The following is a 15,622-nucleotide window of genomic DNA, read 5'->3' as shown; positions in this document are numbered from 1 at the left end:
CTCACTACGCCAGTGTTCCGGGAAAGCCCCATTGGCCATGAGTGAGTTATAGCTATTAGCCATTAATTTGGCTAGCGTTGATCGGATCCAAGAGCCGTTAAAAATCAAGGCTCTGTGGATCCAACCTGGACAAGTGTCAACGAGCCGTGATTTTCCAGGCGCGATGAATCTTGGTGTTGCGGGCGAAATCCGGGTCGATGGTCTGCGCGCTGATTTCCTCGACCGCGTAACGCTCGGCCAGGTTCTCCTCCAACTGGAACTTGCGGAAGTTGTTGGAGAAGTACAGCACGCCACCCGGCGCCAGGCGCGCCATGGCCAGGTCGATCAACTGCACCTGATCACGCTGTACGTCGAAGATGCCTTCCATGCGCTTGGAGTTGGAGAAGGTCGGCGGATCGATGAAGATCAGGTCGTACTCGTCCCGGCTGTTTTCCAGCCATGCCATCACGTCGCCCTGCTCCAGACGGTTCTTGTCGGAGAAACCGTTCAGCGACAGGTTGCGGCGCGCCCAGTCGAGGTAGGTTTTCGACAGGTCGACGCTGGTGGTGCTGCGCGCACCGCCCTTGGCCGCGTGCACGCTGGCCGTCGCGGTGTAGCAAAACAGATTGAGGAAGCGCTTGCCGGCCGCCTCTTTCTGAATGCGCATACGCATCGGCCGGTGGTCGAGGAACAGCCCGGTGTCAAGGTAGTCGGTAAGGTTTACCAGCAGCTTGACGCCGCCTTCGCTGACTTCGTTGAACTTGCCTTGCGCGGCCTGACGCTCGTACTGCTTGGTGCCGCTCTGGCGCTCGCGGCGCTTGACCACCACGCGGCTCTTGTCGACGTTCAGCGCCTGCGGAATCGCGGCCAGGGCATCGAACATGCGCGCCGAGGCTTTTTCCGGATCAATGGACTTCGGCGCAGCGTATTCCTGCACGTGCACCCAATCGTGATACAGGTCGATGGCCATCGCATATTCCGGCATGTCGGCATCGTAGACGCGGTAGCAATCAATGCCTTCGCGCTTGACCCACTTGCCCATGGCCTTGAGGTTTTTTTGCAGACGGTTGGCAAACATCTGCCCGCCTTCGCTCAAGCGCGGCTGCTCGATCACCGGAGCCGGGGCTGGCGTCGGCTTGATCGGGTTGCCGTTTTTGTTGAACTTGCGCTCTTGCGGCTCGTCCGGGGTCTGGTCGTAAGCGGCTTGCTCACGCTCGGCCTGACGCTGCTCCGGGGTGCGGCGCTCGCCAGTGACGAACTGATCCGGCAGCACTTTGATCAACAACAGCTTGCACGGCAGCGCGCCGTTCCAGAACGAATACTGTTTGTGGCTGCGAATGCCCATGCGCTTGCCCAGATCCGGCGCACCGGTGAACACCGCTGCTTCCCAGTTCAAGCAGGCCTGACGCAGGCGCTCGCCAAGGTTCTGGTAGAGGTACAGCAGGCTGGCTTCATCACCCAGACGCTCGCCATACGGTGGGTTGCAGATCACCAGACCTTTCTGGTTCTGGTCCGGACGCGGCTCGAAGGTCGCGACTTCACCCTGGTAGATCTTGATCCACTCGCTCAGACCCGCACGCTCGACGTTGTTGCGGCCCGGTTGAATCAGGCGCGGGTCGGCTTCGTAACCGCGAATCCACAGCGGTGGTTTGGCCAGACCGGCAGCGGCACGCTCGACCGCTTCTTCATGGAGTTTTTTCCACAGCGCCGGCACGTGGCCCAGCCATGCGGTGAAGCCCCACTGCTCACGGCGCAGGTTCGGCGCCATGTCGGCGGCGATCATGCCGGCCTCGACCAGGAACGTACCGACACCGCACATCGGGTCAGCCAGCGCGCCGCCTTCGGCAGCAATGCGCGGCCAGCCGGAACGGATCAGGATCGCCGCCGCGAGGTTTTCCTTCAGCGGTGCAGCGCCCTGCTGCAGGCGGTAACCGCGCTGGTGCAGGCTGTGACCGGAGAGATCGAGCGACAGGATCGCTTCGCCGCGATCCAGGCGCAGATGGATGCGCAGGTCCGGGTTGAGCTTGTCGATGGACGGGCGGTCGCCTTGCGGGGTGCGCAGTTTGTCGACGATGGCGTCCTTGACCTTCAAGGCGCCGAAGTGAGTGTTGTCGATCCCCGAGCCGTGGCCGCTGAATTCAACGGCCAGGGTGCCGTCGCTGAGCATGTGGTCCTGCCACTCGACGTCGAGTACACCGTGGTACAGGTCTTCGGCGTCCTTCATCGGGAAACGCTTGAGCACCAGCAATACACGGTTGGCCAGACGCGACCAGAGGCACAGGCGGTAGGCGGTTTCCATGGTCGCCATGCCACGCACGGCGGAGGTGTGCTCGCGGGCTTCTTCAAGGCCAAGCCCGACGGCTTCCTCGATGAGCAGGCCTTCAAGGCCTTTGGGGCAAGTGAGGAAGAGTTCGAAACGATCGGACATGGTATTTCCAGAGCCTTTGGCTAGTGAATCGGCAACGCATTGCCGATCCGGTTTTCAATCAGGCGCTTTTCTAAAAGAGCGCCCGCGTGGCACGAAGGTGTGCCGTTCCATCCCTGCTGCTCGGGTTAAAAGAGCTTAGATGCAAGGACAGATAAAAAAGTTGATGAAACAAAAAGTCTTAAAGCGACCCTTCGTCGCTTAGTACCCCAGCGCAAACGTAGGTCATTCTCACTAAAGGATTAACCCCATCATCCAGCGCGGGGCCGATCATACCGGGGTTTGGTGAAAAAACGTTCATGAAACCCGTCGTTACTTATGGCTGTAGCACTATTTTCGTTACGTCCTTATGACAAAACGATCATTCCCTCGGTGTGACTCATTGGTTAGAACTGAACACAGGTTGACGTCGCAACGGCGTCAACACCTTGGCTCGCCACGCCGGCAGCGAGCCGCCCCCGGCAGAGTTTTTCTGCCAGACCTCGGTTGAGGTCAACGCGACACAAACAGTCAACAAGTGAGGGAAACACCCTATGAGAAGACTTAAGCGTGATCCGTTGGAAAGAGCATTTTTGCGCGGATATCAATATGGCGTTGGTGGCAAATCCCGCGAGCTTTGCCCATTTACTCTACCGTCGGTACGTCAAGCCTGGATCAACGGCTGGCGAGAAGGACGCGGCGACAACTGGGACGGTATGACCGGCACTGCGGGGATCCACAGACTCAACGAACTTCACGCCGTCGGCTGACACAGGGCATTAATTCCGACACGACAATCTGAATTTTTAGCGACTTACCATGCACGTCCTTCCCGGACGGCGGGCTGCGGCCCAGGGGCTCCTTCGAGGAGCCCTTTTTTATGCCTGCAAAATCACTTGAACTGCACACATAACCTGTGGGAGCGGGCTTGCTCGCGAAAGCGGTGCTTCTGTCAGCATCTTCGGTGACTGATACAGTGCTTTCGCGAGCAAGCCCGCTCCCACAAGGGGATCAGCGCAGGGCGGCGATCGCGTCGACGGATTCGCGAATCAACGCCGGGCCTTTGTAGATGAACCCGGAATAGATCTGTACCAGGCTCGCACCCGCCATGATCTTCTCGGCCGCGTGCTTGCCCTCGGTGATACCGCCAGCGGCAATGATCGGCAACCGACCACCCAGCTCAGCCGCCAACACCTTCACCGTGTGCGTGCTCTTCTCGCGTACCGGTGCGCCGGACAGACCGCCGGCCTCGTCACCATGTTCCATGCCTTCGACGCCCACGCGGCTCAGGGTGGTGTTGGTGGCGATCACCGCGTCCATACCGGTCTCAATCAACGCCTGAGCCACTTGCGCGGTCTCTTCGTCGGTCATGTCCGGGGCTATCTTGATCGCCAGCGGAACATGTTTGCCGTGACGCAGGGCCAGTTCGGCGCGGCGCGTGGCCAGGTCCGCCAACAACTGCTTGAGCGAATCACCGAACTGCAGACTGCGCAGGCCCGGGGTGTTCGGCGAGCTGACGTTGACGGTGATGTAGCTGGCGTGGGCGTAAACCTTGTCCAGGCAGATCAGGTAGTCATCCACTGCACGCTCGACCGGGGTGTCGAAATTCTTGCCGATATTGATCCCCAGCACGCCCTTGTATTTGGCCGCCGCGACCCGCGCCAGCAGGTTATCGACACCGAGGTTGTTGAAGCCCATGCGGTTGATGATCGCCTCGGCTTCCGGCAGGCGGAAGATCCGTGGCTTCGGGTTGCCCGGCTGCGGACGCGGGGTCACGGTGCCGATCTCGACAAAACCGAAACCCAGTTGCGAAAAGCCGTCGATGGCCGCGCCGTTCTTGTCCAGACCGGCCGCCAGACCCACCGGGTTCGGAAAATCCAGACCCATGACGGTCAGCGGCACGTTCGCAGGCTTCTTGCACAGCATGCCGTTGAGGCCCAAACGCCCACCCGCGCCGATCAGATCCAGCGACAGATCGTGGGAGGTTTCCGGGGAAAGTTTGAACAACAGCTGACGGGCCAGGGTGTACATGGGCGGCGATGACTCGGGCGGCGAAAAGAGGCGGCGATTATAGCCGGGCAACGCCCCTCGGCGCGAGGCACACAGGCAAATCAGCCCGACTGGCATATGGCGGCCTGCAGGCACGGACAATGGGGTCGTCAGCGGTTTGGTCTGGGCAAAGCCCGGGAAGGTCGCCCGCAGCCCGTACGGGCTGATTTACGCCGTGCATCTGGGCACCGGCGGCTTAGCCCTCCCCCCCCAGCGACATGGCAGTGCTAATGAGGCTGAACCCAGGACGGGTGTGCAGTCTGTCGGCCATTGTGTGGGCGTAAATATTTGCGCTTCACCAAATCGCAGGCAAAGAAAAGCCCGGCCTGAGCCGGGCTTTTCTCAAAGCGGCGAGCTAATTACTTAGCTTGAGCTTCAACCTGCGCTTCTACGCGACGGTTAACAGCGCGACCAGCTTCAGTTTTGTTGTCAGCAACTGGGCGGGATTCGCCGTAGCCGATCGACTGAACGCGGGACGACTCAACACCGTACTGCTGGGTCAGAACTTGCTTAACGGCGTTTGCACGACGCTCAGACAGTTTCTGGTTGTAAGCGTCAGGACCGACGGAGTCAGTGTGACCTTCAACAGTGGTGTGAGTGGCTGGGTACTGCTTCATGAAGTCAGCCAGGTTCTTGATGTCAGCGTAGCTGTTTGGCTTGACGACCGACTTGTCGAAGTCGAATTTCACGTCCAGCTCTACACGAACAACTTCAGCAACTGCTGGGCAGCCATCAGCGTCAACAGTTACGTTGGCTGGGGTGTCCGGGCACTTGTCAACGTTGTCGCAAACGCCATCGTTGTCGCTGTCGGAGCAGACTTCAGCTGGAGCTGGAACTGGAGCAGCAGCTGGCTTGCCGCCGCCACCGAAGTTCACACCCAGGCCAACAACTGGAGCGTAGTTCCAGCGACCGTTGTCCAGTTTGTAGTCAGCATCTACACCAGCGCGGGCGTAGAAGTTTTCAGCGAAGTAGTACTTAACGCCAGCGCCAGCAGTCAGGTAGGTCGACTGGTCGCGACCGGTGTGGCCGTCAGCAGCTACGTTGGTCAGGCTGCCATGCTTCACACCACCAGAAACGTAAGGACGCAGAGCGTCGCCAGCGTTGTTGAAGTGGTATTGAGCGTTCAGACCGAAGTTGTCGCCGTGCAGTTTCTGGCTGCCGGTGCCGTCGTTCGAACGGGTGTGGTTGTTCTTGTCGTAGGTCAAGTTCAACGATACGTCGTCGGTCAAGAAGTAACCGATAGAGGCGCCTGGGTTGAAGCCGTCTTCGACGTGGTTAACGCTGTCGTTGTACTGCTTCTTGTAGAACAGTTCGCCTTCAACTGCGCCTTGGCCTTGTGCCAGTGCGCCGAACGAAGTAGCGGCAATCAAAGAACCAATGGCCAAGCCCAAGGTGTTTTTCAGTTTCATCCGTTAAATCCCCATCTGGTGATTGTGAAGCAGTCCCGCAAACCGGGGGACAACTCGGCGGCAAGTCTATCAGAACTTGCCTACACGTAAGAGATATTTGCGCTGAACTAAGTTTCAGCAATGCCTGCAAATTTCTCACGCAATTTGTCTAGAGCACGTTTGTACCGCATTTTTGTCGCACTCAAACCCATGTGCATGATGTCTGCGATCTCCTGAAACTCCAGCTCTGCGACAAATCGTAGCACCAGAATTTCACGGTCAATCGGGTTCACATACACCAGCCAGCGATCGAGTCCGCCCTTCTCCTCGGGTTTCGGCGCCTTTTCTTCCGACGCTTCTTCCAGGGGGTCCAGACTCAAGGCGTCCATCAAGCGACGCTTTCGCCGTTCCTTCCGATACTGCGTGATGCATTCGTTGTAAGTGATGCTGTACAGCCACGTTTTGAACTTCGATTTCCCCTCGAAGTTCTTCAGGCCGTACAGCACCTTCAGCATCACTTCCTGACAGACATCGTCTGCGTCGCGATCGTTCCCAAGATATCTCGCACAAACGTTAAATAATGTTCGCTGGTAACGCCGCATCAGCTCTTCATAGGCGCGCGTCACGTGAAACAGCTCGGTATGCGAGCGCGCGACCAACTCCTCATCAGAGAGCTCACGGGGGTCATAGCGCGTGGATAGCGTTTGGGCTTTATTCAAAACAAGTCGTGCCGACAGTCAGGTCAATGTCCGCCGCTACCCTCTCAGGGCATTTTGCGGCGGCATACATTAGCAGGGTTTGCCGGGTTAGCGGCTACTCACATGCTGTTCCAGCAGGATCCGATTGGAAAGTGAGACTAGCTCACCCTCATCGGTCAGCAATGTGGTTTTAACCGTGCCGATCTCTTCGATCTGGCCTTCGACCTCACCAACACGCACTTGTTGCCCAACCTGATACAACTCACGCACATAGATTCCCGCAAGAATCTGACCGGCAATTTCCCGGCTTCCCAAACCCATGGCCAGCGCAACGGCCAGACCAACGGTAATCAAAACGATGACGATCACATGGTTCAACAGGTCGGTTTTGACCTCAAGCTGACTGATCGCCACCGAGATACTGATGATGATCACCAGCCCTTGAGCAATTCGACCCAAACCCGAAGCGTAGTCCAGCCCTACGCCTTCTGCCGCACCGCGCACCAGTCCGTTGGCCAGTTGGGCAAGCAAAACACCCACCAACAGCACCAGCGCGGCGCCGAAAACTTTCGGCAAATACAACGCCAGCATGTCCAGCGTAGCTGAAACTCGCTCAAGTCCAAGGGACTCTGCTGCAGAAACCAGGAAAATCAGCAGAACGAACCAGTAGACGATTTTACCGATCAGGGTCGAGATCGGCACTTGCAGCCCGGCCCGCGACATCAATTTGGTCAACCCGGTGCCGCCCATCAGGCGATCGAGGCCCAGCTTGGCGAGCAACTTGGACAGCAAGGTATCGAGCAGCTTGGCCACCACGAAGCCCAACAGCAGCACCACCAGTGCGCCGAACAGGTTCGGGATAAAGTTGGCGACTTTGGTCCACAACGCAGTCATTGCAGTGACGAGGCTCTGAGTCCAGAGATCAAGTTCCATATTCAATCAGCCTTATCAGCAGTGCGAGCGGTAGTTTTACGAAGACGGGAAACCGGCGAAACGTGGGCCGAGCCGTTATTCAGGGCGATCATCAGCGCGGGCAGCCAGCGGCCCAGCAGGCTGAACAGATCACCGGCGCCGACCTGGCGGTTGGCGGTTTTGAGTACGCGACCCAGGCAGGCATCGTCGTCGCGGCTGGACGGCGAGGCGTTGAGCATGTCGCGCAAAGACTGTTCAAACGGATCGTGCATACGCACCTCTCGTGATGTCTGTGAAAGACGCGGGCAAATTTGGTCGGGTCACATGCTGCATTTTCATACCCAGCGCAAACGGCGGAATAACCACCATTGACCAAAGGCCATGGCCAACACCGTCAGACAGGCAATGAGGAAACCATAAGGGCTGCTCGAGAACGGAATTCCGCCCACGTTGATGCCCAACAGACCGGTGAGAAAACTCATCGGCAAAAAGATGCAGGTGATGATGCCGAAACGGTACATCGTGCGATTCATGCGCACGTTCAAACGCCGGTCTTCGGCCTCCAGCACAAGCCCCATGCGCTCTCGAGTCAATTCGAGCTCTTCGAGATAGCGGGTCAGGCTGTTGTTCAATTCGTTCCAGTAGTCGGCGTCATCGTCGACAAACCACGGCAGTTTTATCCGCGTCAGCTGTCCGAAAATATCCCGCTGCGGCGCCAGGAAACGCTTCAGTCCGGCAGCCCGGCGACGGATGTGCAAAATCGAGCCATGCTCGGGGGTATACCGTTCGTCGGCATCCAGTTTTTCTTCCTCTTCATCGACCAGTTCCGACAGGCACGTGACCAGATCCTGCACCTTGTTGGTGAGGAATTGCGCCAGATACAGGATCAGTTCGGAGGAGGTTTTCGGGCCTTTGCCCTCGCTCAACAGCGCCAGCAGTTCATCGGTGGCACGCAGCGGGCGCAGACGCAACGAGATCACGCGCTGGGCGGAGGCGAAAATCCGCACAGAGACCATGTCTTCCGGCTCGGCACCCGGGTTGAGGTTGACCCCGCGCAGAAACAGCAACAGCTCGGCATCCGGCAACGGCAACAGGCGCGGGCGGGTGTTTTCTTCCAGCAGCAGGTCGCAGCTGAATTCATTCAGGCCGCTGGATTTGCGCAGCCAGGTCTGGGTTTGCGGATGACTGCGATCCCAATGCAGCCACAGACTCTCATGAGCCTGCAGTTGCAGATCGTCGAGCTCAGTCCGGGCTATCGAACGCGCACCGCCTTTACCGTCCAGTACCAGGGCATGCACCAGCCCCCACTGCGCGTTTTCTTCCTCGAACATCCGCATCCCTTTGTCGAAAACTTTATTCAGGCATCTTCAGCGGGCTCGGCGAAACGATCACGCCGTTGTTGTCCGCATAAATGAATTGGCCTGGGTGGAACGTCACACCGGCAAACGTCACCGGCACGTTGAGGTCGCCGATACCGCGCTTTTCGGTCTTCATCGGATGGCTGGCCAGCGCCTGGACACCGAGATCGGTCTGAGCGATGACGTCGACGTCACGGATGCAACCGTAGATGACCATTCCTTCCCAGCCGTTTTTCGCCGCTTTCTCGGCGATCATGTCGCCCAGCAGCGCACGACGCAGCGAACCGCCGCCATCGACCACCAGCACTTTGCCGTTGCCCTTGAGTTCGGCCTGCTCTTTGACCAGCGAGTTGTCTTCGAAACATTTGATGGTCACGATTTCGCCGCCGAAGGAATCGCGGCCGCCGAAATTGCTGAACATCGGTTCCAGCACCTGCACCAGCTCCGGATAGGCGTCGCACAGGTCAGGCGTGAGGTAATGGTTCATCGAAAAACTCCTGTAACAAGGAAGACGATCAAGGATGTCGCACTCTGTTGAAACGAGTCCCGGCGGTCGCTGTTTACCTTAGTTCATGCAATGGTCGCTGAACGAACCTGAACAAATGCTGAAACGTAATAGCTAAACAGCCACCAAATATGACCAGAATTGCACAATGCGTCATATCTTAGCCGCAAGCCGATACGAACGAAATGCCCTTTTCAGAGCCTGCGCTCAAACCGCCGCGGCCAGGTCCGGCTTCTCGCCCAGCAGCGGTGTGTGCTGATCCTGCAGCCAGCGCGCCACCAGCGGCCAGACCTCGGCCTGTGCTGCCTTGCTCACCAGCATCTCGACATGCCCGAAATTGTCGCTGAAGCCTTGTTCCCGCCCCAGATTGACGAACTGCTTGTGCTCGGAGCCGATCTGTTCGAACAGTTTGCGACAGGCCCACGCCGGATCCTGATGATCACCCGCCGCCGTCACCGCCAGCACCGGCACTTGAACCTCGGCAAGCCCGGCCCACCAATCCTTGTCCTTGTCGCCAAAGCGGCCGAACAGGCCGTACCAGCGCATGCTTTCCAGCGCCAGCCCGATCGGTTCGTCTTCCGGGCCGCGCTTGAGGCGCGAGCCAGACAATTGCGCGAAACGCTTGAGAATGAAGCGCCCGCTCCACTCCACCGGCGGGATCTTCAACGGCCAGTACGTGCGGCTGACCTGGGTGCCGAAAAACGCCGCCGAAGCCACCGCCGGTTCGCCTAAGTATTCACCGCCCAGCGCCGCCGCCAGGGTGATGCCGCCCAGCGAATGACCGATCCAGTGCGGCACCTGCCCACTCTGCTCACGCACGAACGCGGCAATCGCCGGCAGATCGTACTTGGCGTAGTCGGCAACACGGTTCCTGCGGTATTCCTCGTTGCGCTGCGACAGACCATGGCCGCGCATCTCCGGAATCCACACATCAAAACCCAGTCGCGTCAGATACGCGCCAAGCCCGAGGCCTTTTGGCGAAAACCAGAAGCGTCGATTGGAAAAACTGCCGTGCAACAAAATCACCGGCACGCCACGGGGCGCCGTGTCGTCGGCCATGCCCAAACGGGTGACGGCGATCTCCACGGACCAGTCCGGGCTGTTGCCGGGTTTCAATCGATAAACGTCTTCGCTCAGATCACCGCGTCGTTCGGCGCTGATCAGGGCGACAGGAAACAGGTTGCTGCTGCTTTGCATAATGCTCTTGCACAAAAAAGGGCGGCATCTACAGGAGCCCGCCCTACTCAAATCTCAAAACCCGCCCCTTGCAGGAGTGAGCCTGCTCGCGAAAGCGGTACATCCGTCGACATCATTGTTGCCTGTCAGTCCGTCTTCGCGAGCAGGCTCGCTCCCACAGGGGGAGCGGGCCATTCACCTACTTATCAAGCCTGCGCCTGGCCTTCGGCGAGGAAGAACCAGGTTTCCAGTACGGAATCCGGGTTCAGCGACACGCTTTCAATGCCCTGCTCCATCAGCCACTTGGCCAGATCCGGGTGATCCGAAGGGCCCTGACCGCAGATGCCGATGTACTTGCCAGCCTTGTTGCACGCGGCAATGGCGTTCGCCAGCAGCTTCTTGACCGCCGGGTTACGCTCGTCGAACAGGTGCGCGATGATGCCCGAATCGCGGTCCAGACCCAACGTCAGTTGAGTCAGGTCGTTGGAACCGATCGAGAAACCGTCGAAGAATTCGAGGAACTCTTCAGCGAGAATCGCGTTGGATGGCAGTTCGCACATCATGATGATGCGCAGACCGTTTTCGCCGCGAGCCAGACCGTTTTCGGCGAGCAGATCGATGACCTGGCTGGCCTCGCCCAAGGTGCGCACGAACGGCACCATGATTTCGACGTTGGTCAGGCCCATCTCGTTGCGCACACGCTTCAGCGCGCGGCACTCGAGTTCGAAGCAGTCGCGGAACGATTCGCTGATGTAACGCGAAGCGCCACGGAAGCCCAGCATCGGGTTTTCTTCTTCCGGCTCGTAGAGCTTGCCGCCGATCAGGTTGGCGTATTCGTTGGACTTGAAGTCCGACAGGCGCACGATGACCTTCTTCGGCGTGAACGCCGCAGCCAGAGTGCTGATGCCTTCCACCAGTTTGTCGACGTAGAAGTCGACCGGATCGCTGTAACCGGCGATGCGCTTGTCGACGCTGTCCTTGATTTCCTGCGGCAGGCCGTCGTAGTTCAACAGCGCTTTGGGGTGTACACCGATCATGCGGTTGATGATGAACTCCAGACGGGCCAGGCCCACACCGGCGTTCGGCAGCTGTGCGAAATCGAAGGCGCGGTCCGGGTTGCCGACGTTCATCATGATCTTGAACGGTAACTCCGGCATGGCGTCCACGGAGTTCTTCTTGACGTCGAAACCCAACTCGCCTTCGAAGATGTAACCGGTGTCGCCTTCGGCGCAGGATACGGTCACGCCCTGGCCATCTTTCAGCAATTGGGTGGCGTTGCCGCAACCCACAACCGCTGGAATGCCCAGTTCACGGGCGATGATCGCCGCGTGGCAGGTACGCCCGCCACGGTTGGTGACGATGGCGCTGGCGCGTTTCATCACCGGCTCCCAGTCCGGGTCGGTCATGTCGGACACCAGCACGTCGCCCGGCTGGACTTTGTCCATCTCGGACACGTCCTTGATGATCCGCACTTTACCGGCGCCAATGCGCTGGCCGATCGCGCGACCTTCCACCAGCACGGTACCGGTTTCTTTGAGCAGGTAACGTTCCATGACGTTGGCCTGGGTGCGGCTCTTCACGGTTTCCGGACGGGCCTGCACGATGTACAGCTTGCCGTCGTCACCGTCCTTCGCCCATTCGATGTCCATCGGGCAGCCATAGTGCTTCTCGATGATCATCGCCTGCTTGGCCAGCTCGCTGACTTCGGCGTCGGTCAGGCAGAAACGCGCGCGCTCGGCCTTGTCGACATCGACGGTCTTGACCGAACGGCCGGCCTTGGCCTCGTCACCGTAGATCATCTTGATCGCTTTGCTGCCCAGGTTGCGTCGCAGAATGGCCGGGCGGCCAGCTTCCAGGGTGCCTTTGTGTACGTAGAATTCGTCCGGGTTGACCGCGCCTTGTACGACGGTTTCGCCCAGGCCGTAGGCGCCGGTGATGAACACCACGTCACGGAAACCGGATTCGGTATCGAGGGTGAACATTACGCCGGCGGTGCCGGTTTCCGAACGCACCATGCGCTGCACGCCAGCCGACAGGGCGACCAGTTTGTGGTCAAAGCCCTGGTGCACGCGGTAGGAAATCGCACGGTCGTTGAACAGCGAGGCGAATACCTCTTTGGCGGCGCGGATAACGTTTTCCACACCACGGATGTTCAGGAAGGTTTCCTGCTGACCGGCAAACGAGGCGTCCGGCAAGTCTTCGGCGGTTGCCGAGGAACGCACGGCCACGGCCACGTCAGGGTTGCCGGCCGACAGCGCGGCGAACGCGGTGCGGATCTCGGCATTCAGTTTTTCAGGGAATTCGGCTTCCATGATCCATTGACGGATCTGCGCGCCGGTCTTGGCCAGCGCGTTGACGTCATCGACGTCCAGGGCGTCGAGAGCCTTGTGGATCTGCTCGTTGAGGCCGCTCAGTTCGAGAAAGTCGCGATAGGCCTGCGCGGTGGTGGCGAAACCGCCGGGGACCGACACACCGGCACCCGCCAGGTTGCTGATCATCTCGCCCAGGGATGCGTTCTTGCCCCCCACATGCTCAACATCGTGTTTGCCGAGCTTATCGAGGGAAACTACGTACTCTACCAAGGTGATCTCTCCACTAACTGTGTTGGAAAAGCTCAGAAACCGGCAGCTCGGGGGAGCGTTGGCCGGCTGTATGGCCTGGACTTGGAAAATAAGTGAGAATGCGGGCCAATGGCGGCCGGCAAATCGCGCCTATCATATCCAAGAATGCTCATTAGCTTAAGGCCCAAGGTGCAAATGAAACGATCTGCTTTCTTTATCTCCGATGGCACCGGCATTACCGCCGAAACCCTGGGTCAAAGCCTTCTGGCGCAGTTCGAAAACATTACCTTCACCAAGCTCACGCGGCCGTATATCGACAACGCGGACAAAGCGCGGGCCATGGTACAACAAATCAACAAAGCCGCTGAAACCGACGGCTTGCGCCCGATCATCTTCGACACCATCGTCAATCAGGACATCCGTGAGATTCTCGCAACCTCCAATGGTTTCATGATCGACATTTTCTCGACGTTCCTGGCCCCGCTCGAACAGGAACTGACCGAGCATTCTTCCTACACCGTCGGCAAGTCGCATTCGATCGGGCACAACTCCAATTACATGGAGCGCATCGAGGCGGTGAACTTCGCCCTCGACAACGACGACGGCGCGCGCACCCACTATTACGACAAGGCCGATCTGATACTAGTGGGCGTGTCGCGATGTGGTAAGACGCCGACGTGCCTGTACATGGCGATGCAATTCGGCATCCGCGCGGCCAACTACCCGCTGACCGAAGATGACATGGAGCGCCTGACCCTGCCGACCGCCCTGCGCGCTCATCAACACAAACTGTTCGGCCTGACCATCGACCCGGACCGCCTCACCGCGATCCGCAACGAGCGCAAGCCCAACAGCCGCTATTCGAGCTACGCCCAGTGCGAATTCGAAGTGCGCGAAGTGGAAAACCTGTTCCGCCGCGAGAACATTCCGCATATCAACTCCACGCATTTTTCGGTGGAGGAGATTTCGGCGAAGATTCTGGTGGAGAAAGGCGTGGAGCGGCGTTTCAAATAATTTTGTGGCGTGTTCTGACGCTTTCGCGAGCAAGCCCGCTCCCACACTTTGATCGAGTTCCTCACGTTGGAATGCGATCGAATGTGGGAGCGGGCTTGCTCGCGAAGAACGATTACACGGTCTCTGTCAATGCCTTGGCCAAGGCCTCGAAACCTGCCTGCAACAACCGGTCATCCGCCACCGAATTGCACACACTCGCCCGAATGAACTGCGGCACCGCGCCATGCCCGACCGCAAAGGCCTCGGCGGTGCTCACCAGGTAATTGTTTTCCTTCAGCTCCGCAGCAATCTGCGATGCGCGCCACAGCGCGGGCACCTCGATCCAGAAGTGCGGGCTATGGGCATCGGCCTTGTAGGTCAGCCCCTCCAGCAGCGGCGCGACCAGCGCCTTGCGCCGACCGATCTCGCTGATCTGTTCCACCAGCAAGCGCTCGGCCATACCGTTTTCGATCCAGCGGCTCGCCACTTCCATCGCCAACGGATTGGCCATCCAGCATGTGCCGCGAATCGCCGAACTCAGGCGCCCGATCAGTGCTTGCGGCGCCTGCATGTAACCGACCCGCAGGCCGGCTGAAACCGCCTTGCTCAGACTGCCGATCAACACCGAACGCTCAGCGGCGAAATGACTCAGCGGCAATGGCCGCTGACGGGCCAGCACCGCATGCGCGTCGTCTTCGAAAATCAGCAGATTGTGCTGCCGGCAGATGTCGGCAATCGCCTCACGCCGCGGGACCGACATGACCGCCGCCGTAGGGTTCTGAATCGTCGGCGTGCAATACAACGCCGACACACGGTGCTGGCGGCAGACGTCGTCCAGCGCCGCCGGCAGCAGCCCTTGGTCATCCATCGCGACACCGATGAGCTTGATCCCCAATTGACGCGCAACGCCGATCAACCCGGGATAGGTCAGATGCTCGGTGACCACCGTGTCGCCGGCCTTGAGCAGGCCCATCAAGGCGCACAGCAAGCCATGCTGGCCGCCGTTGACGCACAACACCTGGTCGGCGTGCGGCCGAAACGCGCCATGGCTCAACCAGTGCGCCCCCGCCTGGCGATGCCGCAGCAAGCCGCTTTCGGCGGTGTAGCCGGTCAATTGCTGCACGCTGTACAAATCGCTGGCAAGGCTGTGCAAGGTCTGGCTCATGAACGCCGCTTCCTGCCCGGGAATCGGTTGATTACGGCTCATGTCGAAACAGGCGCGCGGCTCATCGCTGACATTGCGAAAGCCTTTGTCCTGCGGCCGCTCCATGCCGCGTTCACGCACGTAAGTGCCATCGCCAACACGCGCCACTACCCGCCCGACCCGCTCCAGCTCGCCATAGGCGCGACTGATGGTGCCGATGGTCACGCCCAGGCTGTCGGCCAACAACCGGTGCGGCGGCAACTTCGCTCCCGCGCCGATCACCCCTTCAGTAATGGCTTTTTCCGCCGCATCCGCCAGGCGCTTGTACTTCACGCCCACGCCATTGACGAGCCCGTCACGCAGGATTGACACCATGGCAATACTTACTTTGACAGTCATTGTCACCCCGAATAGCGTGCTTGAAACAGGTGCAATCAGGGATAACCCTTTTCACC

The 15,622-nt window shown here is 59.3% G+C and carries 13 protein-coding genes; 2 read left to right on the top strand and 11 right to left on the bottom strand.

Annotation, left to right across the window (positions count from 1 at the left end; all coding sequences use genetic code 11):
* Positions 1–136: 136 nt before the first annotated feature.
* Positions 137–2,407, bottom strand: coding sequence for a bifunctional 23S rRNA (guanine(2069)-N(7))-methyltransferase RlmK/23S rRNA (guanine(2445)-N(2))-methyltransferase RlmL (gene rlmKL, locus AC1UK9_RS09680; RefSeq protein WP_025110335.1), 2,271 nt, complete (start codon positions 2,405–2,407; stop codon positions 137–139).
* Between the two features lie 530 nt (positions 2,408–2,937).
* Between rlmKL and rmf the strand changes: the two genes are divergently transcribed.
* The gene (rmf, locus tag AC1UK9_RS09675) at positions 2,938–3,153 is read left to right on the top strand and encodes a ribosome modulation factor (protein ID WP_003223300.1); all 216 of its coding nucleotides are present in this window, start codon (positions 2,938–2,940) and stop codon (positions 3,151–3,153) included.
* A 241-nt stretch (positions 3,154–3,394) separates the two neighbouring features.
* On the opposite strand, the gene AC1UK9_RS09670 is transcribed toward rmf, so the two are convergent.
* The 9 genes from AC1UK9_RS09670 to ppsA form a co-directional block, all read right to left on the bottom strand.
* Positions 3,395–4,414, bottom strand: a complete 1,020-nt coding sequence (locus AC1UK9_RS09670; protein ID WP_473015028.1) for a quinone-dependent dihydroorotate dehydrogenase — start codon at positions 4,412–4,414, stop codon at positions 3,395–3,397.
* 377 nt (positions 4,415–4,791) lie between these two features.
* Positions 4,792–5,841 (bottom strand): OmpA family protein, encoded by a 1,050-nt coding sequence (locus tag AC1UK9_RS09665; protein WP_473015027.1) that lies wholly within the window; start codon positions 5,839–5,841, stop codon positions 4,792–4,794.
* Positions 5,842–5,948: 107 nt separating this feature from the next.
* Positions 5,949–6,539, bottom strand: coding sequence for an RNA polymerase sigma factor SigX (sigX, locus tag AC1UK9_RS09660; protein ID WP_011333251.1), 591 nt, complete (start codon positions 6,537–6,539; stop codon positions 5,949–5,951).
* An 87-nt stretch (positions 6,540–6,626) separates the two neighbouring features.
* Positions 6,627–7,451 carry a mechanosensitive ion channel family protein gene (locus tag AC1UK9_RS09655; RefSeq protein ID WP_007916401.1) on the bottom strand — a complete coding sequence of 275 codons (825 nt, stop codon included), beginning with the start codon at positions 7,449–7,451 and terminating at the stop codon, positions 6,627–6,629.
* A gap of 2 nt (positions 7,452–7,453) precedes the next feature.
* A complete protein-coding gene (locus AC1UK9_RS09650; RefSeq protein WP_003223293.1) occupies positions 7,454–7,702 on the bottom strand; it encodes a hypothetical protein in 249 nt (82 codons plus the stop codon).
* A gap of 63 nt (positions 7,703–7,765) precedes the next feature.
* Positions 7,766–8,761 (bottom strand): zinc transporter ZntB, encoded by a 996-nt coding sequence (locus tag AC1UK9_RS09645; RefSeq protein WP_025110332.1) that lies wholly within the window; start codon positions 8,759–8,761, stop codon positions 7,766–7,768.
* Between the two features lie 22 nt (positions 8,762–8,783).
* Positions 8,784–9,275: a ribonuclease E activity regulator RraA gene (rraA, locus tag AC1UK9_RS09640; protein WP_025110331.1), complete on the bottom strand. Its 492-nt coding sequence runs from the start codon at positions 9,273–9,275 to the stop codon at positions 8,784–8,786.
* 225 nt (positions 9,276–9,500) lie between these two features.
* On the bottom strand, positions 9,501–10,490 hold the full coding sequence (locus AC1UK9_RS09635) for an alpha/beta fold hydrolase (protein WP_473015026.1): 990 nt from the start codon (positions 10,488–10,490) through the stop codon (positions 9,501–9,503).
* Positions 10,491–10,675: 185 nt separating this feature from the next.
* Positions 10,676–13,051 (bottom strand): phosphoenolpyruvate synthase, encoded by a 2,376-nt coding sequence (gene ppsA / locus AC1UK9_RS09630; RefSeq protein WP_025110329.1) that lies wholly within the window; start codon positions 13,049–13,051, stop codon positions 10,676–10,678.
* Positions 13,052–13,225: 174 nt separating this feature from the next.
* Here ppsA and ppsR point away from each other — a divergent pair, with 174 nt between their 5' ends.
* Positions 13,226–14,044: a posphoenolpyruvate synthetase regulatory kinase/phosphorylase PpsR gene (gene ppsR / locus AC1UK9_RS09625; protein WP_025110328.1), complete on the top strand. Its 819-nt coding sequence runs from the start codon at positions 13,226–13,228 to the stop codon at positions 14,042–14,044.
* A 112-nt stretch (positions 14,045–14,156) separates the two neighbouring features.
* Here ppsR and AC1UK9_RS09620 read toward each other — a convergent pair whose 3' ends face one another.
* Positions 14,157–15,566: an aminotransferase-like domain-containing protein gene (locus AC1UK9_RS09620; RefSeq protein ID WP_482579926.1), complete on the bottom strand. Its 1,410-nt coding sequence runs from the start codon at positions 15,564–15,566 to the stop codon at positions 14,157–14,159.
* Positions 15,567–15,622: the final 56 nt, after the last annotated feature.

The sequence above is a fragment of the Pseudomonas sp. AK-TSAG1-1 genome (genome assembly GCF_056821665.1).
The sequence above is the reverse complement of the archived record's forward strand: the minus strand, read 5'-3'. Positions and strand labels throughout refer to the sequence as shown.